Origin of the sequence: Nostoc sp. XA010 (assembly GCF_020829625.1) — a bacterium.
In the GTDB taxonomy this organism is placed as follows: Bacteria; Cyanobacteriota; Cyanobacteriia; order Cyanobacteriales; family Nostocaceae; genus Nostoc.
In genome coordinates this window covers 182,164-207,061 of record NZ_JAIVFX010000002.1, presented here as the reverse complement: position 1 = coordinate 207,061, position 24,898 = coordinate 182,164, and the positions used below count along the sequence as shown (strand labels likewise).

18 protein-coding genes and 1 pseudogene are annotated in these 24,898 nt (G+C 42.8%); 8 read left to right on the top strand and 11 right to left on the bottom strand.

The genetic code is table 11. The features are described from left to right. Positions 1 to 136: 136 nt before the first annotated feature. Positions 137 to 466, top strand: a pseudogene (locus tag LC608_RS03800) (transposase); the annotation flags it as partial. A gap of 155 nt (positions 467 to 621) precedes the next feature. Here the strand turns inward: LC608_RS03800 and LC608_RS03795 are convergent. From LC608_RS03795 to LC608_RS03780, 4 genes are all read right to left on the bottom strand, one after another. After that, the gene (locus LC608_RS03795; protein WP_229552251.1) at positions 622 to 1,410 is read right to left on the bottom strand and encodes an ABC-2 family transporter protein; all 789 of its coding nucleotides are present in this window, start codon (positions 1,408 to 1,410) and stop codon (positions 622 to 624) included. Positions 1,411 to 1,499: 89 nt separating this feature from the next. Beyond that, positions 1,500 to 2,480: an ATP-binding cassette domain-containing protein gene (locus LC608_RS03790; protein ID WP_229552250.1), complete on the bottom strand. Its 981-nt coding sequence runs from the start codon at positions 2,478 to 2,480 to the stop codon at positions 1,500 to 1,502. A gap of 166 nt (positions 2,481 to 2,646) precedes the next feature. Beyond that, a complete protein-coding gene (locus LC608_RS03785; protein ID WP_229552249.1) occupies positions 2,647 to 4,293 on the bottom strand; it encodes an AarF/ABC1/UbiB kinase family protein in 1,647 nt (548 codons plus the stop codon). 217 nt (positions 4,294 to 4,510) lie between these two features. Then, positions 4,511 to 5,575 carry a mannose-1-phosphate guanylyltransferase gene (locus LC608_RS03780; protein ID WP_229552248.1) on the bottom strand — a complete coding sequence of 355 codons (1,065 nt, stop codon included), beginning with the start codon at positions 5,573 to 5,575 and terminating at the stop codon, positions 4,511 to 4,513. A gap of 115 nt (positions 5,576 to 5,690) precedes the next feature. Between LC608_RS03780 and LC608_RS03775 the strand changes: the two genes are divergently transcribed. Next, the gene (locus LC608_RS03775; RefSeq protein WP_229552247.1) at positions 5,691 to 7,211 is read left to right on the top strand and encodes an LCP family protein; all 1,521 of its coding nucleotides are present in this window, start codon (positions 5,691 to 5,693) and stop codon (positions 7,209 to 7,211) included. Positions 7,212 to 7,296: 85 nt separating this feature from the next. Further along, the gene (locus LC608_RS03770) at positions 7,297 to 7,803 is read left to right on the top strand and encodes a pentapeptide repeat-containing protein (protein WP_229552246.1); all 507 of its coding nucleotides are present in this window, start codon (positions 7,297 to 7,299) and stop codon (positions 7,801 to 7,803) included. A gap of 33 nt (positions 7,804 to 7,836) precedes the next feature. Here the strand turns inward: LC608_RS03770 and LC608_RS03765 are convergent, their stop codons facing one another. Further along, complete coding sequence (locus LC608_RS03765; RefSeq protein WP_229552245.1) at positions 7,837 to 10,878, bottom strand: GAF domain-containing protein; 3,042 nt, start codon at positions 10,876 to 10,878, stop codon at positions 7,837 to 7,839. Positions 10,879 to 11,351: 473 nt separating this feature from the next. Here LC608_RS03765 and murJ point away from each other — a divergent pair, with 473 nt between their 5' ends. From murJ to LC608_RS03750, 3 genes are all read left to right on the top strand, one after another. Beyond that, the gene (gene murJ, locus LC608_RS03760; RefSeq protein WP_229552244.1) at positions 11,352 to 12,956 is read left to right on the top strand and encodes a murein biosynthesis integral membrane protein MurJ; all 1,605 of its coding nucleotides are present in this window, start codon (positions 11,352 to 11,354) and stop codon (positions 12,954 to 12,956) included. A gap of 283 nt (positions 12,957 to 13,239) precedes the next feature. Beyond that, a complete protein-coding gene (locus LC608_RS03755) occupies positions 13,240 to 13,356 on the top strand; it encodes a photosystem II reaction center protein I (RefSeq protein ID WP_010995449.1) in 117 nt (38 codons plus the stop codon). Between the two features lie 197 nt (positions 13,357 to 13,553). Then, positions 13,554 to 16,499: a DUF3769 domain-containing protein gene (locus LC608_RS03750; protein ID WP_229552243.1), complete on the top strand. Its 2,946-nt coding sequence runs from the start codon at positions 13,554 to 13,556 to the stop codon at positions 16,497 to 16,499. Positions 16,500 to 16,564: 65 nt separating this feature from the next. Here the strand turns inward: LC608_RS03750 and LC608_RS03745 are convergent, their stop codons facing one another. From LC608_RS03745 to LC608_RS03730, 4 genes are all read right to left on the bottom strand, one after another. Continuing rightward, on the bottom strand, positions 16,565 to 16,849 hold the full coding sequence (locus LC608_RS03745; RefSeq protein WP_229552242.1) for a hypothetical protein: 285 nt from the start codon (positions 16,847 to 16,849) through the stop codon (positions 16,565 to 16,567). Between the two features lie 282 nt (positions 16,850 to 17,131). Continuing rightward, on the bottom strand, positions 17,132 to 17,644 hold the full coding sequence (locus tag LC608_RS03740) for a porin family protein (protein ID WP_229552241.1): 513 nt from the start codon (positions 17,642 to 17,644) through the stop codon (positions 17,132 to 17,134). Between the two features lie 199 nt (positions 17,645 to 17,843). Beyond that, the gene (locus tag LC608_RS37180) at positions 17,844 to 18,539 is read right to left on the bottom strand and encodes a DapH/DapD/GlmU-related protein (protein ID WP_229552240.1); all 696 of its coding nucleotides are present in this window, start codon (positions 18,537 to 18,539) and stop codon (positions 17,844 to 17,846) included. A 746-nt stretch (positions 18,540 to 19,285) separates the two neighbouring features. Further along, positions 19,286 to 19,450, bottom strand: a complete 165-nt coding sequence (locus tag LC608_RS03730) for a hypothetical protein (RefSeq protein WP_179063512.1) — start codon at positions 19,448 to 19,450, stop codon at positions 19,286 to 19,288. A 571-nt stretch (positions 19,451 to 20,021) separates the two neighbouring features. Here LC608_RS03730 and LC608_RS03725 point away from each other — a divergent pair. Both LC608_RS03725 and glgP read left to right on the top strand, forming a co-directional pair. After that, positions 20,022 to 20,345 (top strand): hypothetical protein, encoded by a 324-nt coding sequence (locus tag LC608_RS03725; protein WP_229552239.1) that lies wholly within the window; start codon positions 20,022 to 20,024, stop codon positions 20,343 to 20,345. Positions 20,346 to 20,927: 582 nt separating this feature from the next. Next, complete coding sequence (gene glgP / locus LC608_RS03720) at positions 20,928 to 23,492, top strand: alpha-glucan family phosphorylase (RefSeq protein ID WP_229552238.1); 2,565 nt, start codon at positions 20,928 to 20,930, stop codon at positions 23,490 to 23,492. A 183-nt stretch (positions 23,493 to 23,675) separates the two neighbouring features. On the opposite strand, the gene LC608_RS03715 is transcribed toward glgP, so the two are convergent. Beyond that, the gene (locus tag LC608_RS03715; RefSeq protein ID WP_267870960.1) at positions 23,676 to 24,581 is read right to left on the bottom strand and encodes an acyl-CoA desaturase; all 906 of its coding nucleotides are present in this window, start codon (positions 24,579 to 24,581) and stop codon (positions 23,676 to 23,678) included. A gap of 16 nt (positions 24,582 to 24,597) precedes the next feature. Beyond that, on the bottom strand, positions 24,598 to 24,801 hold the full coding sequence (locus tag LC608_RS03710; protein ID WP_229552236.1) for a hypothetical protein: 204 nt from the start codon (positions 24,799 to 24,801) through the stop codon (positions 24,598 to 24,600). Positions 24,802 to 24,898: the final 97 nt, after the last annotated feature.

Genomic DNA, 24,898 nt, shown 5'->3' with positions numbered 1-24,898 from the left:
ATTTTATTTAATTGGATTCCAGATTTGATATTGGGTGTATTTTATTAAAGGTAAAGATTCCTCAATAAACTCCCCAAACTGCTGTAACCGTCCGATATCAATTGCAGTATACTTTCTGTGATTATCACGTCATGGCTTTTTTGCTACCTTCGCATTAGACAGCGCTTTAGTTCAGCAAATCATGAGGTGGGATATGGCAGTGTTACGCGAATCTCCCTGGTATCAGCAAATTTTGAGAGAGGGCGAACAACGTGGGGAAGAACGAGGACGGCAAGAAGAGATACTGTCAGGTATTGAACTCGCTTTGGAGATAAAATTTGGCAGTGAGGGATTAGAATTAATGCCAGAAATCTCTCAAATTTCAGATTTAGAGCAACTAGAGGTAATTAAGCGAAGATTTAAAACGCTAAATACTTTAGACGAATTGCGTGGACTTATCAGTAGCATTCAAACTTTCTCAACTTAGTACATAATTTTATAAATTAGTAGCGAAGAAATTACCACATATCAAACCTTTGCGTACCCTCTGCATTTCATTACCCTCGGTTCTGCACGGTTTGACGCAAAGCTGTACTTAGCCAAATCATTGGATGAGATTTTTTTAATTGAATGTTAAATTATTTAAGCTCCCATCCCAGAGTAACGCTTTAAACCTGCACGCCAAAGAAAGCGATTCGCACCCAAAAACACTAATATCCATCCCACCATTGACCCAAATCCTTGCCCTATATCCACGGGTAGCCCTACCAAAAGACTCGCAGGAAAATCAATCAAATAGGGAAAAGGCGTAAACATCACTATTTTCTGCACAGGTTCTGGAAAGACCTCTAAAGGTGCTATCAAACCAGATAAAAAGAGATAAAACAACAACCAAAAATTTTCTAAAGCGCTAGCCCGTTCTGTCCAAAAGGCGAACATGGCAAAGGTGTATTGAATCGTAAACCGCAAAGCAAAAGCTAACATCGCCGCCAATGTAAACAGCAAAAACCTACTCAAACTTGGTACCCAAAAAGCTTGAGGATAAAGAATAAAAAATAATCCCACTAATAAAAAAGCAAACGTTAGCCGAGCAAATCTTTCAGAAATATGGGATGCAACGTGATGCCATACTGGGTCGAGCGGTTGTAGTAACTTGGGCGAAAGCTTGCCTTCCACTACTTCCCTTTCAAACTCCCAAATTACCCAAACAACTGTGAGTTGCCTAACGATGAAAACTGTGATGAAGTAACGAGCAAAATCCACAGGTGATAGCCCAAACTGCCCGCCTTGTGCTGCCTGTATCCAGACGCCCATAAGGATAATCGGCAAAGAGCCAGCCAAAACCCATAAGATTAGTTCTGCTCGATACTCAATCATATAGGCGTAGTATACTGACAGCAAAGTTAAGGCTTTTCTGATTATCCGCTTCATTTATTCACTTCCCGCTACAAAAATTACCCGGAATTCTGCACTCTTGTACAGACGCGATTAATGTAAAGAAGCGATTAATCGCTTCTCTACTACACGACACCCGCCTGAAAAACTCGTCCAATAACTTCTTCCACAGGCGGTTCGGTAACTGTTAAATCAATTACCTCCAAATCCGTCAAAATCTTAGAAACGGTGCGGGTGAGCGCCTCTCTAGATATCATAAAATGCACCGATCGCCCTTCTAAGTGTTGTACATCACCATAGGTCATAAGTTTTTCTATCGGTAGAGGTTGGGCTAACTCTATATGAACTTCCCGATATGGGGCAAAACGTTCTAGTAGTCCATCTAAACTACCGTCATACATCAGCCTTCCCTCGTGAATCAACAGCACTCGTTGACACAAAGCTGTGATATCAGCCATGTAATGACTTGTCAACAGCACTGTAGCTTGATAACGCTGATTGTAGTCGCGCAAAAAATCGCGCACCGCTACCTGAGCATTTACATCTAGTCCCAGCGTTGGTTCATCTAGGAATAATACGTGGGGACGGTGCAAAAGCGCTGCTAGCAATTCTGCTTTCATCCGTTCACCCAAAGAAAGCTTCCGTACTGGCTGGGTAAGCTTGCCTTCTAGAGAAAGCATCTCTGTTAGTTCTCCCACCCGCCGTTGGAACTCTTTATCAGAGATGTTGTATACAGCAGCATTAATTCTCAAAGAATCCAGTGCTGGCAAGTCCCAAATTAACTGCTGCTTTTGCCCCATTACCAAGGTAATTTTTTGCAAAAATGCTTCTTTCCGATGAAATGGAATTTGTCCAGCTACTTGAACTGTACCGCTAGATGGATGAATCAGCCCCGTAAGCATTTTGAGCGTGGTGGTTTTACCAGCCCCATTTGGGCCCAAAAACCCTACTACTTCACCAGGGGCAATTTCAAAGGAAACATCCTGAACTGCTTGAATTGAACGGTAGGTGCGGCGAAAAAAGTGGCTAATTGTACCTTTAATACCCGGACTTTTAACTGCCACTGGATAAGATTTACTTAGCTTTTCAGCAATGATGATTGACATATTTTTATATTTAGAACCACAGATGTACACAGGTAAACACACGTAAACGGTTAGTGTTTATCGCTATTTATCTCTGGTTCCAAATACTAAAGCAGGGATTTTCGCTAGTGACATGACATATCATGATTTACTGTGGTGGTCATTCCTCAAGTACGATACATACACTTTACCGTAAACGTCCCGATCGCAATGTACTAATAATTAACCACAAACCCAATAAACTAGCGACTGCAAACAGAGTGGTACTTAAAAAAGATAACTGTGTTGTCTGCGCTTTGGTGGAAATAATTGCTGCACCCATAATCAGCGAACCCACTAATATACTAAAAGATAGTCGGTTAGCCGCATCGTCCATAGTGCGCCGCACACCATCTAACCCCCGCAGCGATAAATTCCACTGTAGAGTTTCCGAGGTAACTCGGTCTAATAACAGTTCAATTTGGCGAGGAGATTGGAGAGACAGACTTTTAATATCTAGGATTGTCCTGAGGAGCGATGGCACTGGATTATCGCCCACTAATTGCCGACGAAACAAGTCTGTAATTAATGGTTTAACTTCATCAAAAAAGTTAAGTTCTGGGTTGAATGTCCGCGCTACACCCTCTAAATTCGCTAGGGTTTTGGCATACAAACCCATATTACTAGGTAATCTAATTTTGTTGTTGCGGGCAACTTGTAAAACTTCATAAATTATCTGACTGAAGTTTATTTGTGTGAGGCTGACATTGTGATACTTTCGCAACATGCGATCGTAATCATTTTCTAACCGCGACAAAATTACTGGTTGAGCAGAATCTGATAGCTGCAAAGTTAATTGAGCGCACCTTTGAGCATCTAAATCAACGATCGCTAACAACATCTCTGTTAATATCTGCTGTGTGCGGGGATCAAGTCTTCCTACCATCCCACAGTCTAAGAGGGCAACACGACTATCTTTGAGATAAAACAAGTTTCCTGGATGGGGATCGGCGTGAAAAAAGCCATCAATATATAGTTGTTGGAAAAATACCCGAAATAACAAAGTAGTTATTTCTTTACGCTTGAGAGCAGGGTCTTTAACGTTGGGGTCATTATCCAAATCCGCCGCTAGGAACGGCACTCCATCCAGCCATTCCATCACCAGTAATTTTGCAGTGGTCAATTCCCAGTTAATTTCCGCAACCACTATTTGCGTGGGATCAAACCAGCGACTTTTAGATAAATTGCGCCGCAGTTGGTCTGTAAAACCCGCTTCCCGTGTAAAATCTAACTCGGCTTCTAGAGCTTTGGTAAATTCTTCGGCAATGGATTTGATTTCATAGGTTTGCCCAAATTCAGTTCGCGCCACTAAATCGGCAATACCTTGAATTAAAGCAATATCTTGGGCAATAGTCAAATCAATTCCTGGACGTTGCACTTTCAGAGCGACTTCTCGACCGTCTGCTAATGTAGCGCGATGTGTCTGAGCAATTGATCCGGCTGCTACTGGAATCGGGTTAACTGTGCTGAAGGTTTCTGTTAGTGGACGTTTTAATTCTTTACGGAGGATTATTTCTATCTCTGACCAAGGAACTGGCGGTACTTCGTCTTGTAAAGTTGATAGTTCCTCAATATAAGAGGCGCTGAGTAAATCTGGACGGGTAGAAAGTAGCTGACCAAGTTTAACGTAAACTGGCCCCAAGTCTACCAGGATATTTTTTAAAACCGCAGGTGTAGGTAGCTGAGGTTCATCAGCTTTGCCACCAGTAAGTAACCTTCGCATATAGTCCCAGCCATTGCGAAGGAATACTTCAAGAATTTCTCGTTGACGGGGAACAGTTTGGGTGAGGAACATTTTTGAAGTGGGGAGTGGGGAGTGGGGAGTGGGGAATGGGGCAGGGGGAATGGGGCAGGGGGCAGGGGGCAGGGGGCAAGGGGGAGAATAAAAAATTAGCTCTTTCCCCTCTGCTCCCTGCTCCCTGCTCCTCTGCCTCTTTCAAATGCTCTGCTTTTCGACAGTCAAGTTATAATGGGAAAATAGGCTTTTTCGCCTCTACCAAGGGTTTTAATTTTTATAGCAGGTCGGTAAATCGGGAATCGCTTTGGAGAATTTTGAGGATCTGCTTGATTTCCTGGGTACGTTCTTTTTTAACAACGAGGGTGACATTGCGATCGCGCACAATCACCACGTCCTCTAAACCAATTGTAACAACTACATCCTCTGGATTTGAGGCGTAAATAATCGCCCCCTGCGTATCTAGCCCTACGTGCGTAGCAAGTTCCACATTGGGATTCTCTTCTGTTTTGAGTAAGCGTTCGATCGCATTCCAATCTCCTAAATCATCCCAACCAAAATCAACTGGCAAAACGTATGCTAGAGTTGTCTTTTCCATTAACGCATAGTCTATACTCTTCTTAGGCAACTGGGGATAGATATCAGGGCCATGTTGTTCTAAAGGTTCGATAATTTCTGGTGCATGGGTATGTAGTTCCTTGAGAACAACCCCTGCCCGAAAAACGAACATTCCACTATTCCAGCTAAAGCGTCCCGTAGATAAAAAAGTCTCTGCCGTTTCCCGGTCGGGCTTTTCAGTAAAGCGGTTGACGTGATAAGCTGGCAACTCATTAAAGCTACCTATTTTTTCACCTTGTTCAATGTAACCGTAACCGGTTGATGGAAAAGTAGGCTTGATCCCTAGTGTAACGATCGCTGCTGTGCTTGCTGCTAGTTGCGTAGCCGCACTTAATGTGTGTGCAAACGCCTCTTGATCAGCAATCCAGTGGTCAGCAGGGAAAAAGCCAATAACAGCGTCTTCTCCATAGCGCTGTTTGATTTCTAAACTTGTCCAAGCAACGGCTGCGGCGGTGTCTCTGCCTTCCGACTCAATCAATAAATTCTGAGATGGTAGATCAGGTAATTGTTGTCTTACCCCTTCAGCTATCTGATTAGAAGTAATTACCCACAAGGAATCCCACCCGCCACCGAGTTCAATTAATCGATCGGCGGTTGCTTGTAATAAACTTCTAGAGCTACCATCAAGACTTAAAAATTGCTTGGGTCGGTCTTTGCGACTCAGGGGCCAAAAACGTTCGCCTTTACCACCAGCGAGGATTACGGGGAACAATAAAGTATTCATGTTGTCATACACGCCTACCGAAGAATATTACAAGTTTACAGTGAGCTTTTCCACTGGCAATATTTGTAGCTTGGATTAACATACTTTTAGGGAGTGGTTGAGTGGGGAGATAATTGTGATAAAACAAGTCGAATGGTCAGAAAATCCGCTTACATCTCAGCAAGTTGCAGAATTTGAAACTGAGGTGCGACAGCAGCAAATTCAACGAACAGAAAATCAAGTAACACCTGCACCAGTAGAGGATTTAGAGGAGGAGCATGTCGAACTAAACCCGCCAGCGAATCCCAACCGTAGCCTTGTCGAATCAGTGGGTGCAATTCCCAATCAGCTTTATGAGAGACTGGGTTTAACCATGCCTCGATGGCTGTTGTGGATCATGACGGTTGTCATCGGCATTATCTTATCTGGTTTACTGGTATCAAGTTTAGCGCTGTGGACTCCGTTGTGGAGCAATCTAGATCGAACAGATGAAGATTTAGGAACTACTGCTAAAGACGAGATAAAAATTCCATTACCAGGGGAGTTATGGAGCAAACTTTCCCAGTACAACCTTTCACGACCCATGAATATTTTAATTATGGGGATTGAACCAGTTAGCAGTACTGTTGATGGTTCACCAGAAAGCTTTGCTGGGAAAAGCGACACCATGCTGCTAGTAAGGCTCAACCCTAGTGAAAAATCTGTACGGGTACTTTCCATTCCCAGAGATACGATGATCGCCATCCCAGAAAAGGGAGAAAAGGGTTTAACTAAGGTATCTGATGCTAATGCCAAAGGCGGCCCAGTCTTGGCAGCACGGGTAGTTAGCCGTACCTTAAACAATGCCCCAATCGATCGTTACATCCGCATTTCTACTAGTGGATTACGGCAGTTAGTCGATCAGTTAGGCGGAGTAGAGGTCTTTGTTCCGCAATCAATGGAATATAAAGACTCTAGCAGTCGGCTGTCGATTAATTTAGTCAGTGGCTGGCAAACCCTCAACGGCGAACAAGCAGAACAGTTTGTCCGATTCCGCGAACCAGGTTTGGGAGATTTGCCGAGAGTGCAGCGTCAGCAAGCACTAACAGCAGCATTGCTGCAACGCTTAAATAGTCCTACCGTCTTACCCAGGTTGCCTCAGTTAACTCGCTTGATGCGAAAATACTTTGATACCAACCTGAAGATGGAAGAAATGATGGCGTTGGTGAATTTCGGCCTCAACTTAGATCGGGATAATTTCCAAATGACCGTGTTGCCTGGTACGTTTAGCCGTTTTAGCAAAGACCCTGATAGCTATTGGCTAAATATGACTGGACAGCAGAGCCTGTTGAATGATTATGTTGGGGTAAATGTACCTGGTCTGAAACCAGATATGCGTCAGGTTCCTAACCTCAAAATTGCTATTCAAAATGCTTCCAATCAACCTCAGTTAACTGAAAAAGTTATTGCTTATCTGAAACAGAAAGGCTTTACTAATATTTACAAAGTGCCTGATTGGCCAGATACCCAACGTCAAACTCAGATTGTTGTCCAAAAAGGCAACCGACGAGTTGGAGTTGATTTGCAAAAAGTCTTAGGCTTGGGTCAAATTGAGGTAGCGGCGATTGGTGATTTAGAATCTGATCTCACAATTCGGATTGGTAAAGATTGGAAATAGTCAAGAGTCATTAGTCATTAGTCATTAGTCATTGGTTAAATGACAAGCGGCTAATGACAAAGGACTGCTGATAAATAATAAAGTTATGAAAAAGATTTTACTGCGTTTTTTTGGTTTGATTGTGATTTTGATACTGGCATTTGGGTGGGTAATACTTAATCCAAAACCTGCTTTTGCTCAGATAAATACAATTAATTACAACAATATAAATTTAGAAAATCGTGATTTTTCTCATGCTGATTTGGCAGGTGTGACTTTTGTAGCAGCAGAAATGCGGGGGACGAATTTTCAAGGAGCGAATTTAACCAACGCAATTCTCACTAAAGGAGTTTTGTTAAAGGCAAATCTGGAAGGTGCGAACTTAAGCGGCGCTTTGGTTGATCGCGTCACTATGGATGGTGCTAATCTGAAAAATGCCATTTTTACAGAAGCCACTTTGACCCGTAGCCGTTTTTTTGATGCCGAAATTACAGGCGCTGATTTTACCGACGCTTTGATTGACCGTTATCAAGTGTCGCTAATGTGTGAAAGGGCCGATGGGGTAAATCCGGTTACGGGTATGTCAACGCGAGATAGTTTAGGTTGTAAGTAAAGAATCTCAGCGTTGAGCCTAAAAACAGAGATATCAATTATCCGTGGAAATTTCAATTAAAAACTCTGTTCCTTCTCCTGGTTTAGAGGAACATTTAATCTGACCATGATGTTTTTCAACTATTATTTGATGGCTGATAGATAAGCCTAACCCCGTACCTTTACCTGGTGCTTTGGTAGTGAAGAAGGGATCAAACATGTGCGATCGCACCTCTTCTGGAATCCCCAGACCATTATCAGCTATTCTAATTACAATCTGGTTATTAACGGCTTGCGTACTAATCCAGATAGTTAAAGGTATTTTTGGACACCTTTGGGATAAATTCAAATACCTTTGCTGTATAGTTTTAAACTTTTCCTCTAATGCATCAATACTGTTACTTAGAAGATTCATAAACACTTGATTTAATTGCGCTGGATAGCATTCGAGCAAACCTAAAGTAGCATATTCTTTCACAATTTCAATAGCTGGGCGTTCATTATTGTTTTTGAGCCGATGCCCTAAGATTAGCAAAGTACTATCCAATCCTTCATGAATGTCTACTGGCTTCAATTCAGCCCCATCTGTACGAGAAAAGTTTCGCAGTGATAGGACAATCTCACAAATACGGTCTGTGCCTACTTTCATTGACTCAAGGGTTTTGGGTAAATCTTCGATGAGAAAATCCAAATCAGTCTTGTCAATTTGCTGTTGGACAGTTGGCAATACTGAGGAGTTTTGACGGTAAAGTTTTACTACATTCAGCAATTCTTGAGTATATTCGTTTAAATGGATGAGATTGCCAAAAATAAAACTTACAGGATTATTGATTTCATGAGCAACTCCAGCAAGTAGTTGTCCTAATCCTGCCATTTTTTCACCCTGAATTAACCGGGTCTGAGTTTGTTTTAATTCTTGCAGAGCTTGAGTAAGTTCTAATGTTTGACGTTTAGTTTGTTCGAGTAATTCTGCTTGCTGAATCGCAATTCCCAATTGCACTCCTACTTGAGCCAGTAAATTAATTTCTTCTTCTTTCCAATAACGCGGCTGGGAATTTTGATAAGCAACTAATAATCCCCATAATTTTTCACCTTCCCGAATCGGAACAAAGGTTTCGTTACGCGGAAGTTCGTTATCGTCGTCTGTGTCCTCAAAAGTTTCTATTATAATCATTGGTTGAGCTTGTAAAACAGGCTTCCAACCATCTTTAAAAGAATCTGCTACAAATTTACCGCTCCAATCTGAGTTGAAACGGTAGATTGCAACTCGCTCGACTTCGAGCAACTCTCGCACAGCGTGAGTAGTGGTTCTAAAAATAGTTTTAATATCAAGTGACTGGCGGATTTTATCAATGGTTGCAGCCAGCAATTCTTGGCGTTCCATTGCTTTCTCCCGTTCAGTAGCTTCTGCTAACTGGACAACCTGCATTTGAACTTGCTTTAAATAAGAATCCTGTTTTAATGCTACTCCCAATTGCTCGGCTATTTGACTAGCAAATTCAATTTCAGAGGGTTGCCAGTGACGAGGGGCATTGCATTGGTGAATACACAGCAATCCCCAAAGTTCACCTTTTTTCAATAGAGGTGCGATCAGATTTGCCCGCACTTGAAATTTTTCTAAGATTTGAATGTAGCAACCTGGAAACTTTTCTTGATAAATATCAGCGATCGCATTGACTCGACCTTGCGCGTAAAGGGTCGCAAAGTTTTCACCGAAGCAATAATCATAAACTTTTTCTGTTATTACCGAGCTACATTCAGCTACAACATCCTCAGAAATAAATTCTCCTTCCCAACCTTTTTGAGGATCAAAACGAAAGACTGCAACTCGATCCGCTTGCAGCATTTTCCGTGCCTCGGTGACAGTAGTTTGGAAGATTGTATCTAAATCTAGGGATTCCCGAATTCGAGTAATCACGCTAGTTAATGTCTTTTGTTGCTCTGCTTGGTACTGAGCGTATGTGAGCAACTTATGGTGTCGCACTGCCACACCAATTTGTGTGCCGATTTTGCTTAGTGATTCGACTTCATAAGATTGCCACTGTCTGGGTGAAGAATTTTGGTAAGCAGCGATGACTCCCCAAAGTTTGTCTCCTTGGAGAATGGGGGCAGTTGCAAAGGCTTTTGCCTGAAATTGCTCCAATAGGGTTACATGGCAGTTTGTTAATCCGGCTTGGTAAATGTCATTGACTGTAAATGTCTGGTTATTAGCGTAACGTCCGCCTTGCGTCTGTTGTAAATAAGTATCAGCGTAGGCGTAGCCCGTCGTAGACATCGCAGGCTCAATGCCAATTAAAGGAGTCCAGCCTTCCGCAAATGATTCAGCAACAAAGTTCCCACTCCAATCGGCATTGAAGCTAAAGATGGTAACTCGATCAGCTTGCAGCAGTTGGCGTATTTCTTGAGTTGTTGTTTTAAAGATGGTTTCAATATCAATGGGTGAGCGAATTTCATCGACAATCTGAGCAATTACTTGGTCGCGTTGAGCCGCTTGAGCCAATTTTGCGGCTTGCAATTGGACTTCATGGAGATGTTGTGCTTGTTGAATCGCAACAACAAGATGGTCAGAAATTTGACGAATAAACTCAATTTCCGATTCTTTCCAGTTACGAGCCTCGCTGCACTGATGAATGCAAAGCAATCCCCACAGTTCCTTCTGCCGTGATAGAGGGACAACGAGGTTGGCCTGTACCTGAAATTTCCTCAAAAATGCCAGATGACAATCACTCAGTCCCGCTTTGTAAATATCTGCTACTGCTTGCACTCTACCTTGTTGAGAACTGGAAGCAAATTGCTCTCCAAAACAGTGGTCATAAACTTTTATTGCCAGTGCTGAGTCCCAGCCAAGTGCAACATCCTCAGAAACAAATTCTCCTTCCCAGTCTTTTTCATGGTCAAACTGGAAGACTGCTACACGATCAGCATTTAGCAACTGACGCACTTGTGTAACGGTAGTTTGAAAAATTGTTTCTAAGTCAAGAGACTCCCGAATTCGGACAATTACACTCGCCAGAGCCTTTTGTTGGTCTAATTGCTCTTGAAGTTGAGCGCTTGACAAAAGAAGTTGATTTTCCGTGAAATTTGAATTAGGTTCCATTACTCTGAATTATGTCCTTTAATGATGATTCCTCATACCAACTTCATGGAATTAAAGGTTGCCAAAAATATGACAAACTGCAATATTTTTGCAGTGTTCAACAATTTCTCAGAAGATGGTTATTGTTATAGTTCCCCTTTATTTATCTATCCTCGTAATGGGTTAAAAAATAATTTAGTCCAAAATTAAATTTCTCAATTCCTTCATCTAAGACGACCATCAGATATCTGCTTCCCCTACTCAAGAAAGCTTACTTTGCGATTATTAATTATTTTTTGATTTGGAAGTCCTTTGAGCGTAGGCGTAGCCCGCCGTAGGCATCGCTAGGCTAATACCCGTCGTAGGATGCCCAAAGGGCTGTACGACGAAAGCATGTAAAATAAGTAATTTGTCAAAATTTACCTGACAGACTACGGAATTTCAGGTTAAATGTTTTAAAGTATGCACTCTGCAAGAGTTGTCGGGTAATATTCGTGACACAACAAGACCAAAAACCCTCTCGTTCTTTCGCTGGAATTGCTGCCATTGTTGCCGCAGCCACATTAATTAGTAAAGTCTTCGGTTTAGTGCGGCAGCAAGCGATCGCTGCCGCTTTTGGTGTTGGTGCTGCTGCCACCGCCTATAGTTATGCCTATATTATCCCTGGCTTTCTATTGATATTACTCGGTGGTGTCAATGGGCCACTACACAGTGCAGTTGTCAGTGTTTTAGCCAAGCGGCGGCGAGAAGAAGCGGCTCCCCTAGTGGAAACCGTGACAACGCTGGTAGCTGGATCGCTGTTGCTGGTGACAATTGCTCAAGTTTTATTTGCGGATGCGATCGTTGATTTAGTCGGTCATGGTTTGGAAGCGACAACCAGAGCGATCGCAATTCAACAACTCCGCATTATGGCACCAATGGCTTTATTTGCCGGATTAATTGGCATTGGCTTTGGTACTCTTAATGCAGCCAATCAATATTGGTTACTCTCCATTAGTCCCTTATTATCCAGTATTACCGTTGTTGCCGGTCTTGGTATCTTGGCTATGCAACTGGGCAAAGACATTATTAAACCGGAATACGCTTTAATCGGTGGAATGGTTCTAGCTTGGGGAACCTTAGCAGGAGCAATTCTCCAGTGGTTAGTGCAGCTAATCGTGCAGTGGCGGTTAGGATTAGGCACATTACGCCTGCGATTTGATTTTAAATCCCCAGGCGTTCAAGAAGTAATTAAAATCATGACTCCGGCAACAGTTTCCTCTGGAATGATGCCAATTAATGTTGCCACTGACCTTTATTTTGCCAGTCCTATTCCTGGTGCGGCAGCAGGATTTAACTATGCCAATCTATTAGTCCAAACTCCGTTAGGGATTATTTCTAATATCATTTTACTGCCCCTATTACCGATATTTGCCAAACTTGCCGGCCCCGAAAATTGGCCAGATTTAAAATTACGCATTCGCCAAGGGCTGCTACTTACTGCCTTCACCATGCTACCGCTAGGGGCGCTGATGGTGTCGTTATCAGTGCCTATTGTGCAGGTGGTATATGAGCGCGGTGCTTTCAAGCCAGAAGCTACAGAGCTAGTTTCATCCTTACTAGTCGCTTACGGAATTGGGATGTTTGTCTATTTGGGACGTGATGTTTTGGTGCGGGTGTTCTATGCTTTAGGCGATGGACAGACACCTTTTCGTATCAGCATTTTTAACATTTTGCTCAACATCATATTAGATTGGTTTTTCGTTAAACCTTTTGGCGCTCCCGGTTTGGTGTTGGCAACAGTGGGTGTAAATTGCAGCTCAATGTTGATGCTGTTATGGTTGCTCGATCGCAAGCTTAATGGTTTACCTTGGCGTGAATGGAGTTTGCCGATTTTGGGTTTGACTGCGGGTAGCTTGGTAGCTGGGGTAGCAAGCTATGGGACTTTGGTTGCTTCTCAACAATTGCTAGGTAAAACAGGTTTGCTGATTTTAGTGTTGCAATTGTGTATATCAGGCTTCGTAGGGATTGCAGTGTTTGCTGCGATCGCTTCATCAATGAAAATACCAGAGGTGAATAGTTTTATATCTCGTTTACGTCAGCGCTTTTTGAAAAAATAACTGTTATCTGAAGAAACTTTTGCCGTTAGTTAACGTCACAAGAGTAACCAGTCTCTGAGTTATTTTTTAAGGGCATCTAAAAGTCAGACAACTGACATCTTGCACCATATATCAATAAACTTAGGGTAAGCACTGCTAGTCCCTAATCTCCAAGTCGCCAGTCCCAAGTCCCCAGAGTCCTCTCAAAAGGGACGAGATTTGGGTAATATAAAGTAGCTATCTTTTCTGCATGGCAGATCCTGAAAGAAAAGCTTTCTTTGTCTTACCCCTTGGAGATATTTCTATGCTGACTTTAAAAATCGCTGTTTATATTGTTGTTGCCTTCTTTGTCGCTATCTTCGTCTTCGGATTTTTGTCAAACGATCCAGCTCGTAACCCCGGCCGTCGGGACTTAGAGTAAAAGGGCAATAAATCATCCGCGACTTTAGAAGGCGGAAGATACTAAACCCCACGGAAACTTACTAAACTTTCGCCTAGTAAGTTTCCTCCTCAAAGTGGCTTGCTACCGGTAGCAGAAGGCGACAGTCGGAAGGCAAAATGTATATTTAATCCTTCCCTCCGTCATTTGGCTGTTTGTTAGCCCGATTATGCTCAAATATGCTTCATCCAGTTCTGCCGCCTGATCCGCCTTTTATCCTCAAATCTTTACAAGCTGTAAATCCCGCCTCATCTGCTAGTCATACAAATTTTCTTTCAGGTGTAGATACTGGAATACACGAAAAGACAGACAAATCCAAGCAGCCCAAGGATTTGGCTGAGTTGGCAATTGCAGGTAAAACCAAGAGTGATCCGCCATTGCCAACTCCGACCAACTCAACTGAGGATGGCTTGGTAGTTGCCGAAACTCCCTCTGTACCCCATTCACCAAAAACCTTCCCACCAGAAATTTCGCCCATCAACAGTTCTGGAACTGCTGCACTTTTGGGGCGATCGCTGATCGGTGGTTATCCCACGCAGGAGGTTAAAACCTCTAATTACCAAGATAAAGAAGACACAAAGACAAGTCCGAGTCTCAACATTCAGCGCTCGGAACTTCTGCTAAGAGCGGCGTTACGCAAGCAGGAGACGCAAAGAGAAGCCACTACGTTGCCAAAGAAAGTTGGAGCGGAGACTTCCTCTATAAACGTAAAAGGTGAACCTTCTCAAAAACTTGGTGAGCGATGTCTGACGACAAGCCGCTTCTCTACGTTCGCGCAGCGTGTCGCAGACAGACGCTGCGCGAATGCGTCTACGCCAACTCTCAACTTTAGTAGAGAAAAACAAACCTTTTTGGATGGTAGCTTTAGCTATAAAGTTTCCCCAAATCCCCAACTCGCCCAGTCTTTGCATCCTCTTCAAACTGTCCCAAGTGCTACAAACAGCAACAAAGTCGAATCTAAAGCGGGAATTTTAGCACAGAAGTTAACCCAGCAAAAACAGCAAAGTGATATTACTGCACCACAGTCTTCAGGAAGAGACAATATCTCTGAATCTGCTGCTGATCTTGCACCGAGTTCTCAATCAGTACGAAATTTTATAAAATTCACGTCTCGTAACCCGACAAATCAACTCTCAAAGCCCATCACTGTAGGATTCAAGTCCCAAGTCCAACAACAAGCTCAAGCACCAACGCCTACACCAGATGGCAATACGATTAATCAGCTACAAAGTCAACCATCTAGTACAACTGCGCCAGCTACCATCCCGCCAGCCAAACCGAGAATTGTAGAAGTCACTTCAGATCGGCAAGAGTATGACGAGCAACGGCGAATTATTACAGCTGTTGGTAATGTACTTGTGCGATTTGATGGGGCGGTGGTGGATGCCGATCGCCTGCAAGTCAATTTAGACAACTTGATTGCTGCGGGGGAGGGCAACGTAACTTTAACACGAGGCGATCAGGTACTGCGTGGACAACGCTTTACTTATAACTTTGTTCAAGATAGTGGGGAACTGCTAAATGGTAGAGGAGAAATTTATGTACCCTCAGCACAAACAGATTTTGCTTTTTCATCCACGGGTGTAACTGCTGGTGGAGTTCCAAAACGTCCGCCGAGCGATCGCATTAGAGCCAATCAGCCCGTTTCCGGTGTGAGCAGCCCTGGAGGAATTGATGTGGTATTTGGTGGTCAGGCAGATGCTAGCAACATCCCGCCATCAAAAACAGGGGGTGTAGTCAATCGGCTCAGGTTTGAAGCTGAACACATTGACTTTTATCCGCAAGGCTGGCAAGCAAGGGATGTCCGCCTCACCAATGATCCTTTTTCGCCCCCAGAACTAGAGCTGCGGGCAAATACAGTAACTCTGACGCGAGAATCACCCTTGGTAGACCGCATCAGGACACAGAATCAGCGTTTGGTATTTGATCAAGGCGTCTCCTTACCAATTCCGGTGAATGAGCGGACTATTGACCGCCGGGAGCGGGACGTTACACCTGCAATAGTTTCCCCTGGTTATGATGGAGAAGATCGGGGTGGTTTGTATATTGAGCGTGGCTTTCCAGTGATCGATACAGAGAAGACACGCTGGACGATTACGCCTCAGTTGTTAATACAGAGAGCTGTGCAAGAAGGCACGGGTGATTTAGGCGCACTGTTTGGTGTCAAGACAAAGATAAATTCTGTTTTGAGTCCACGAGCAGTCATTGACGGGACTGGGGAATTAACTAGTTTTGACTTGAACAAGCTAGAAGATAATTTGCGGGCGAGGTTAGGATTGCGCCAGACATTAGGGACTTCCCTTCCCCATCTTTTGAATCTGGAGTATAGCTACCGCGAGCGTTTTTACAACGGTACCCTTGGCTTTCAAACTGTCCAGAGCAGTCTTGGCGGCATTATTACCTCTCCTGTAATTCCTTTAGGCAAGACTGGGATTAACCTCACCTATCAAGCAAGCGCGCGATATATCAATGCCAACACCGATCGTCAAGACTTACTAGAACCAGTGCGGGAAAACGATCGCATCTCACTAGGTCGTTTACAAGGCAGCGCTTCCCTCAGTACTGGGGTGTTGCTGTGGCAGGGAAAACCATTACCGCCCACTGCCACTGGGGGATTACGATACACGGCTAACCCTGTAGTTCCTTACTTGCGAGCGATCGCTGGACTTACAGGCACTAGTAGTTATTACACCAATGGGGATAACCAAAGCACCCTAACTGGTACAATTGGTTTACTAGGGCAAATTGGTCATTTTTCTCGACCTTTTTTAGACTACACAGCCTTTAATATTACTTATTCTCAAGGCTTAAACAACGGATTATCACCCTTTTTGTTTGATCGCTCCGTTGATAACCAAGTGTTGAGCGCTGGGATATCACAGCAAATTTACGGCCCTTTTCGCTTAGGCTTTCAAACATCTGTTAACTTGGATACTGGTAAAGAAACTAGCACCGACTACCTTGTGGAATATAGCCGTCGCACCTATGGCATCACCTTGCGTTACAATCCGGTGTTGGAGTTAGGCGGTATCAGCATCCGAATTAGTGATTTTAACTGGGGTGGCGGCACTGATCCATTTTCTGAAGTTAAACCAGTGGTAGGAGGCGTAGAACAGGATTATTAGTCAAACAGTTAGCAGTCGCACTGCCCGACATTTGATTCTTGAAGATTTTCTATCTTTTGCCCAGTTTAACGATTTGGCACGACTCGACAGCTTACAGCACAATTTGTTGACGCCGCACCAGGTATTCTCAGCTTGGCATAGTCGCCACTTAGTTGAATACGTGATGGTGGTTGGTGTAGGGTTACACAGCATCTATGCACTGCGGCTTGGTACTCTCGCCATTGCTTACGGATTGCAATACTTGCAGCATCGTTACCTAAATCTGAAAATTTTAGTCCCGCTCGAATTAGCCAAGTTTCTACATCAGTTGTTTCACCCAGCATTTCTGGTATGGCATTAATCTTTTCCATGAGTAATATCTTTTACACGTATTTAAAATTCATAATTTTACTGTAAGAAAAACTATTAATAATAGCCAATATAATTATTTATCAAAATCATCAATAAAAATGATTAAAAGAAGAGAACAAATTATTATTACGTCTCTGATTTAGATGCAAACAAGGTAGGGGCACAGCATTGCTGTGCCCCTACGAATGGTCTGTAATTTATGTGATCGAAAACCGTTATATTACGGCTAGCAAATATCATTGCTTTAGGTTGTGAATAAGCTATTTTCTAGCTTGGAATCACTAGAAGCGATAGCCTAAGCCGGCTTGGAAGCTGACAGCATCAGCATCACTATTTCTGTAGGCATCAATGCCCCATTTAGTATCGCCATAAGCAATGACATTCTTGCTAACTTCTGATTCAATACCGAGGGTGATTACAGGTGCATTCTGATTGCCCAACGGGGTTTTTTGACCTTCGTCAGTTACAAAAGAATAACCACCACCGAAGTAAACGTTAGTATTTTTGGCGATGGGCGCATCGTAAGTCACTATGGGCATAATTGCGGCAGCATCACCACCATACAGCACAGAACCCCGCACTGAAACAGGCGCATTGGGAACGGCGTAACGTCCTTGAATATTACCACCAATTTGTGATTCATCGTTTCCTTGTCCGCCACTGGTTGCACCAACCGCAACACCAGCACCGATGTAATTGCCGTTTGTGCCAGCTGTTTGAGCAGAAGCAATTCCTGCCGAGAGAACAATGGAAGCAACAGCAACGAAAGAGGCAGCTAATTTTGTAAGTTTCATAGAATTCTTCTCACTAGAGTTAGGTAAAATCAATATTCTCTAGTACTAGAATCTCTTTTTTTACAAAATGTAACCTCGCACATCTGGTTCACCCAAGTGGCTGAATTCTTTCTCACCCACTTGGGTGTAACAAGTGAATTCAAAAAGGGAACAGGTTAATTGTTACAGGAGATAGTTACTATTCCCGATCCCCTGTTTCTCAATTTGAACTAATGCTTAAGTCTTTGCCAATTCGGTTTTTGATTACTCGTGCAGGTATGCCTACAGCAACGGAGAAAGGAGGAATATCTCTATTGACGACTGCTCCCGCGCCAATAACACTGCCTTTGCCGATAGTAACCCCATCTAATACTGTTACTCCATGCCCTAGCCAACAGTCATCCTCAATTACAATTCCCTTGCGAGTAACACCTTGGTATTTAATCGGCTCCATCAAATCGGCAAAATTATGGTTATTGGCATATATCCCTGAGTGGGCAGCTATTAAGCAGTGTTTACCAATTTTGATATCTCCTGGCCCCTCAATACACACGTTGGGAGCAATGAATGTGTCTTCATCAATATGTATACACGTATTTTCTAAACACCCTATATCAACGTTACGCTCAATAGCGACTCTATTTGCTAGATGAATTCTATTATTTTTATGTCCTCTAGCATCCATCCTTACACCCTTGAAAATATATACTCCACTGCCTATCTCAATACAGCAAGTACCGTTAAATTCAACACCATTTTGAATATAAACTGGACTGCCTATCTGGGCAAAAATACTACGATATCCAAAATTACGCAACTTCGGCCCCAAAATAAGTGTAGGGATATCCCCTAACACAGTAGTTACTAAAAGTTCTTGCACGCGCTGCAATTTGGAAAAATATTGCTCGTTATGCATGGCTACATATCTCTTCAATTAATTGTTGTTGACAGGATTGATTTGTTGTCTTTGTATCCTAATCTTTTGCCAATACCAAAAAGATTTGTACTTATTGATACATGATTACCATTGGCAGTATTACCAAAATTTACCCATGTTTTTAGATGGTTTTCCAAATGTTGAAAAACCAGAGCCTGGTTTTGACTATGTGAGCAATTCTTTAACTTAGGTGGGAGAGAATTACTCAATTGATAAGTTGTTCCACATTTAAATTGCATAAGCTGGACGGGTAATATGTTCACCCCACACGAATTATATTTAATTCGATTATGCAAATTAGATGTTTTTTAGCTTATGCACAATTGCCTTGGATCGCTAGAAGCTTTTGTACCAGTCACAGCACGTAAAAATTTCGCTTCTTTTTCACCAAATCAATTAACAAAACAATCTCAGTGGATTACAGAGTCAAACCCCAGACAATTTAATTGTCTGATGGGAAAATTTGTTGGTTTAGATAGGCTACTGTTTCAGCTATTTGGCATTGCAAAGCTTGTTACGCAAATAGGGATAAAGTTGTTTACCTTGAGGCTACTTTTTATCAAGCGGTTTTAGTCTTTTGAAACAACTCAGTTCCACAAGCTAATATTGCAACAGAAAATACATTTAACTAGACTATATTCAAAAATTAGATAAAATTTCTGCCTAGCATGACAATGTAATTTTTGTTGGATTTTTATGGGTATTTTTGCCCAACTAAAATCCAACTAGGGTGGATTATCTCCCACATCAGCCATCACATTGAAGTTAACCATCGGTGCAAACAAGTAAGCGCTTCCCCGACTGCTATGACGGCTTTCTTGCAACGAATTTCTAGAGTATGCTGCTCCAATCATGTTGCACACAGATGATTTACAGACTAACCAATTCATGTTTTTAATTACATAAATGGTTTTTAATAACAATTGTTTTTAACGATAACACATTTTATTTTTAGTGGAACACTCTTATTAAATAATTTGATTTTCAGGTTGCTTGTTGATTGTAATGGTGAGATTAGTTAATTTTTTTACTAGAGCGCTGCCTACGGCAAGCAAAGCCTACGCTACTCTTAAATAATTTTATACACTTAGAGAAAATTACTTAAGAATGGTAACTTTAAAAAATATCTAAGCGATTCATTACTATTTCTGTCTATATTTCTACTATTTGTTGTCCAAATAATTTTATATTTTTGTGTTAACTCAGAATGATATCTACTATACTTATGACACCCTCTCGGTTAAAAAGCTAAAAGTTTTCCTCTTCCTTATTGCTTGTATCTAAAAATTTGTAAATCACCCATTCGGGTGAGCCAAGCGGGTGATGCGTGCTAGGCACTATTTATTATAAATTTTATTGAAAGAAAGCTAAAACGTAGCTTAGTTTCTAGGAGAAGTCTAGAAAAAACATCAAATGCCCAGATTGAGGTATCGGTTTTAACTCACACACTTGGTTCAAATTATGGCTTTAATTAAAGAAATTGCCCAAGAAGCTCTAACTACCGGCTATTTGAGTGTTGTAGCCGAAGATCAACTGCGATCGCAACTTCAAAGTAATTATGACTCAGAAGACCTAGATGCCTGGATCATTTTACAGCGAGCTATTGCGGCGGGTGATGTCAAACAAGAGTCGCGCCGAAAAAAAGCTTCTCTCTCTCCTAAAGCCAAGGACGCTTCATCTAGTATCAAACTTGCTTATCAAATGGCAGCCGAGATTGCTTATGCAGCAGCTGTAGCTTTGTCAATGACAAAAAGCACCAAAGATCAGCCTTCACTAGGCGCATAAAATAACACACTACTACGTTATTTATCTGATTTAGTATTAAAATTTATACCAAGTAGTTAGCGCTCGCTTTTCCTAGTTAACTGCTTGGTATTATTTTTACACGATTTAATTTTAAACGATGTCTACGATGGACTATTGAGCGTCACATCACCTTAAACTAACCTTAACCAAATAATAGAGTAGTCTTTCCTCTCACAAAGCCTCTAAATTAAGTCAATTTTATGAAAAAATAATTAAAATTTTAATTCCTTGACGCAGCTATGAGGAACTTTCACCCTCAGCCAAGACCTTAGATTGATCGCCGGAATCAATTCTAAAAGAAATGTAAATTATTTATTCAAAACTAAATTTTTCTAAGTGATACATCGCACTAAATGATTAAATTTTAATATACCAAGTACATGGCTCAGGGTAGGGCATAGATTTAGAAACACCTTGGTGTAAACTTTAGCAACGAGGTTAAAAAAATTCTCAATGCTTAACAAAGTCATGGCTTTTTCACAAACTGCTGTATAAAGAATTGGCAACATTGGTAAAGAGAGTAAACAATAACCATAGCTAAACTTGGAGTTTTGCCAACCTATGCAGCCAATTCGTACATTTAACGTATCCCCTTCACTACCGCCGCGACTCGAACCACTACGGCGGCTAGCATATAACTTGCACTGGGATTGGAACGTTGACACTAAAGATTTATTCCGTCGCTTAGACTCTGACCTGTGGGAGTCTAGCCATCATAACCCGGTGTTGATGCTCGGTACTATCTCTCAATCGCGGCTTCTGGAAGTTGTCGAAGATGAAGGCTTCCTAGCGCAAATGGATCGAGCTGACCGTCAGTTAGACGATTATTTGCAAGAGCGTACCTGGTATCAGAAACAACGGGAGCATAAACCAAAAGAATGCTACGCCTATTTTTCGGCGGAATTTGGACTTGTAGATTGTTTGCCCGTCTATTCTGGGGGCTTGGGCGTTCTGGCGGGGGATCACCTCAAATCTGCCAGTGACTTGGGGCTACCCCTTGTGGGCGTAGGTTTACTGTATCAGCAAGGCTATTTTGCCCAGTATCTTAATGCCGATGGCTGGCAGCAAGAACGCTACCTGATGAACGATTTCTACAATATGCCCTTGCATCTAGAGCGCAATCCTGATGGTTCAGAATTGCGAATTGCGGTAGATTATCCAGGACGCAAGGTGTATGCCAGAGTTTGGCGTGTACAGGTAGGAACGGTGCCCCTGTATTTGATGGACACCAACATTGAACCCAACAATGTTTACGACGGCGACATTACAGATCAGCTGTATGGTGGCGACATCGATATGCGTATCCACCAGGAAATTATGCTGGGGATCGGTGGTGTGCAAATGCTCAAAGCTTTGGGGCTGAAAGTCACCGCTTACCACATGAATGAAGGCCATGCCGCCTTCTCTGCCTTAGAACGCATCCGCTTGCTGATTCAGGAAGAGGGACTCAATTATCCCCAAGCTAAACAGGTGGTGGCTTCTAGTAATATCTTTACTACCCATACGCCAGTACCAGCAGGAATTGACTTATTCGCTCCTGACAAAATGTTGTACTACCTGGGGTACTATGCAGAGATATTTGGGTTACCCAAAGAGCAATTTTTAGGATTGGGGCGCGAAAATACAGGCGATTTATCTGGGCCTTTCAGTATGGCGGTGCTGGCGCTGAAGATGGCAACATTTTCTAACGGTGTCGCCCAACTGCACGGTGTGGTGTCGCGGCAAATGTTCCAGGGTTTGTGGCAGAATGTGCCAGTAGAAGAAGTGCCGATCGCAGCAATTACCAATGGTGTCCATGCTCGCAGTTGTGTTGCGAAATCTACTCAAGAGTTATACGATCGCTACTTGGGGCCAAACTGGTCATCAGCACCACCAGATAGCCCATTGTGGGATCGGATGGATGCCATTCCTGATGAGGAGTTGTGGCGCAATCACGAACGCTGTCGCTTAGATATGGTTTTGTATGTGCGAGAGCATTTGGTCAAGCATTTAACCGATCGCGGCGCTTCCGCCTCCGAAATTTCCCAGGCACAAGAAGTTTTAGATCCTTACGCTTTCACCATTGGCTTTGCTCGTCGCTTTGCCACCTACAAACGTGCTACCCTCTGGATGCGTGATTTGGATCGCATTAAGCGGCTTTTACTAGCTAACAAAGATCGGAAAGTGCAATTCGTGATTGCTGGTAAGGCACATCCCAAGGATATTCCCGGTAAAGAACTCATCCGCGAGATCAATCACTTTATCCGCGAACAAAACTTAGAAAAACAGGTAGTGTTTGTTCCCAATTACGACATTTACATCTCCCGGTTGATGGTTGCGGGTTGCGATATCTGGTTAAACACACCGCGTCGTCCACGGGAAGCCTCTGGTACTAGTGGCATGAAAGCAGCAATGAATGGCTTGCCGAATTTAAGTGTACTAGATGGCTGGTGGGATGAAGCTGATTACGTCCGCACAGGTTGGGCGATTGGACATGGAGAGAATTACGACGATCCCAACTATCAAGATGAAGTAGAAGCAAATGCTCTCTACGAATTGTTAGAGAAGGAAGTTGTACCGTTATTTTATGAACACCGGGATACTGATGGTTTGCCCCGTCCGTGGGTTGCCAAAATGAAGGATGCAATTCGGTTGAATTGTCCGTTCTTTAATACAGCGCGGATGGTAGGAGAATATGCTGGGAGAGCTTATTTCCCGGCTAGCGATCGCTATCATACCTTGACTGTTGATAACTATGCCCCAGCTAAAGAACTAGCTGCTTGGAAAGAAAAACTGAGTAGACACTGGTTCAACATCAGAATCAAAGATATTGATGTATCGGCAGCTTCAGACATTGAGGTTAACCAAACCGTTGCTGTCAAAGCCAAGGTTGACTTAGCAACCTTGACCAATGATGATGTGCAGGTGGAGTTATATCAAGGTGCGATCGATGCCAATGGTGATATTGTCAACGCTGTGCCAGTGGTGATGGATTACCAGGGTGAAGAGGCACAGCAATTGAGTATTTACACGGGTAATATCACTTATACTGCTTCTGGTTTGCAAGGCTTGTCTTTGCGTGTATTGCCGAAGAATCAATACTTAGCTAATCCTTATGAACCAAGGTTGATTGCTTGGGCAGAATAAGAGTGCTGAGTAATTGTTGAATACTCAAGACTAGGCGTTGCTAATTTAAGTTTAGCAACGCCTTTTATTATGTGATGCAGTCATGCCCCAAAATAACTATTGCTAGAATGATGAGGAATTATAAATGGTCTCTGAGAAGGCAATGAACAGACTTTTTCCTGAGTAAATCGTCAACCAGAATATTCAGACGGATGTCTTTGCCCCCGCCTTGAAAACTGAGTTATGACAGTTGCGGTTTCTGGCGCGAGCGATAAGTTCTGGTTCAGAAGGCATTCTAATCTTTGACGCTAGCTTCAAGAACTCAAGGATTTTGATGAACCAAAATGTTGGGTCTGGAAGATAGGCAACCTGCCCCTTTCGCACAGTTATGCCATGCCGGGCTGACCACTGGAATGCATGATGAAGATTATGCCAGCCTTCACCCAAGGTCAGAAATGCTACGAGCCAATGGTTCCGACTGTAGTCATTAGTTGTAAACGGTTGCTCGCCCAGTATATGGCTGAGTGAGTTGACAGTGGCGACACAGTGGAAGAGGACAGTCGTGCTGAGGAAAAAAGCGCCGAGATATTCAACTCCACCAATGTAGTACGAGAGCGCAGCAAGAGCAACGGTAGGAATGAAGTGCAAACGGTCAATAATCTTCAAAACCACATTACTCTCAACATCGCTGGGAAGCTTGGAGGGAAAAAACTGTGGGGAGAACAGCCATCCAGCTTGAGACCACCAGAATCCTTTAATTCCCTTGAAAGGCATATAAGGAGAATGAGGATCTTCTTTCTGATCTGAGTATTGATGATGATCCATGTGGTGAGCTTTCCACCAACTTGGCCCCATCTGCCCGGCTGAAGCAGCCACAATGCTTCCAATGCATAGAACTGAGGTTGGAGCCTGGTAGCTCTTGTGGGTGAGTAGCCTATGATAGATGCCAGTAGTTGCAAGCATTCGTATTACATATAACAATAGGGCCCATAAGACAGCACCCCATGATAAGCCAGTAACAATAATGAGTAATGATCCTAAATGACTCACTACGATCAAAGTAGGGCCTACTATGTAAAAAATAATGGTGAGCTGAGAGTACTGCTTCATTAGTCTTCTAACATCCTTAAGCTTCAAAATAAAAATGCACCACTTCTTCGCCGTAGTGAAGCTTGTGGATAGCAGAACGCCCACTGTTGTCAGCGTTAATACCACAGGGATATCTTGCCACAATTCGCTCGGAATATAAAAGGTAGTTTAAAACACAAGCGGTGGCAAAAAAGCAGTGAAGAGTTTCTATAGCAATCGGAGTTGAGTTAAAATCTCTCATCCTGCAACAGCGAGTTGACCTGGAAAATGTCAAAATTAAATGAGTTTTGCGTAGGCGGAAAGCAATTTGTCGCCAGACATCGCCACTTTACTAGCGC

Excerpts from the sequence above, each read along its gene's own strand:
- LC608_RS03755 (WP_010995449.1), top strand. The coding sequence starts at position 13,240 with ATGCTGACTTTAAAAATCGCTGTTTATATTGTTGTTGCCTTCTTTGTC.
- LC608_RS03765 (WP_229552245.1), bottom strand. The coding sequence starts at position 10,878 with ATGGAACCTAATTCAAATTTCACGGAAAATCAACTTCTTTTGTCAAGC.
- LC608_RS03750 (WP_229552243.1), top strand. The coding sequence starts at position 13,554 with ATGCTTCATCCAGTTCTGCCGCCTGATCCGCCTTTTATCCTCAAATCT.
- LC608_RS03740 (WP_229552241.1), bottom strand. The coding sequence starts at position 17,644 with ATGAAACTTACAAAATTAGCTGCCTCTTTCGTTGCTGTTGCTTCCATT.
- LC608_RS03725 (WP_229552239.1), top strand. The coding sequence starts at position 20,022 with ATGGCTTTAATTAAAGAAATTGCCCAAGAAGCTCTAACTACCGGCTAT.
- LC608_RS03745 (WP_229552242.1), bottom strand. The coding sequence starts at position 16,849 with ATGGAAAAGATTAATGCCATACCAGAAATGCTGGGTGAAACAACTGAT.
- LC608_RS03715 (WP_267870960.1), bottom strand. The coding sequence starts at position 24,581 with ATGAAGCAGTACTCTCAGCTCACCATTATTTTTTACATAGTAGGCCCT.
- LC608_RS03770 (WP_229552246.1), top strand. The coding sequence starts at position 7,297 with ATGAAAAAGATTTTACTGCGTTTTTTTGGTTTGATTGTGATTTTGATA.
- LC608_RS37180 (WP_229552240.1), bottom strand. The coding sequence starts at position 18,539 with ATGCATAACGAGCAATATTTTTCCAAATTGCAGCGCGTGCAAGAACTT.
- glgP (WP_229552238.1), top strand. The coding sequence starts at position 20,928 with ATGCAGCCAATTCGTACATTTAACGTATCCCCTTCACTACCGCCGCGA.
- LC608_RS03795 (WP_229552251.1), bottom strand. The coding sequence starts at position 1,410 with ATGAAGCGGATAATCAGAAAAGCCTTAACTTTGCTGTCAGTATACTAC.
- LC608_RS03785 (WP_229552249.1), bottom strand. The coding sequence starts at position 4,293 with ATGTTCCTCACCCAAACTGTTCCCCGTCAACGAGAAATTCTTGAAGTA.
- LC608_RS03790 (WP_229552250.1), bottom strand. The coding sequence starts at position 2,480 with ATGTCAATCATCATTGCTGAAAAGCTAAGTAAATCTTATCCAGTGGCA.
- LC608_RS03730 (WP_179063512.1), bottom strand. The coding sequence starts at position 19,450 with ATGAATTGGTTAGTCTGTAAATCATCTGTGTGCAACATGATTGGAGCA.
- LC608_RS03710 (WP_229552236.1), bottom strand. The coding sequence starts at position 24,801 with ATGAGAGATTTTAACTCAACTCCGATTGCTATAGAAACTCTTCACTGC.
- LC608_RS03780 (WP_229552248.1), bottom strand. The coding sequence starts at position 5,575 with ATGAATACTTTATTGTTCCCCGTAATCCTCGCTGGTGGTAAAGGCGAA.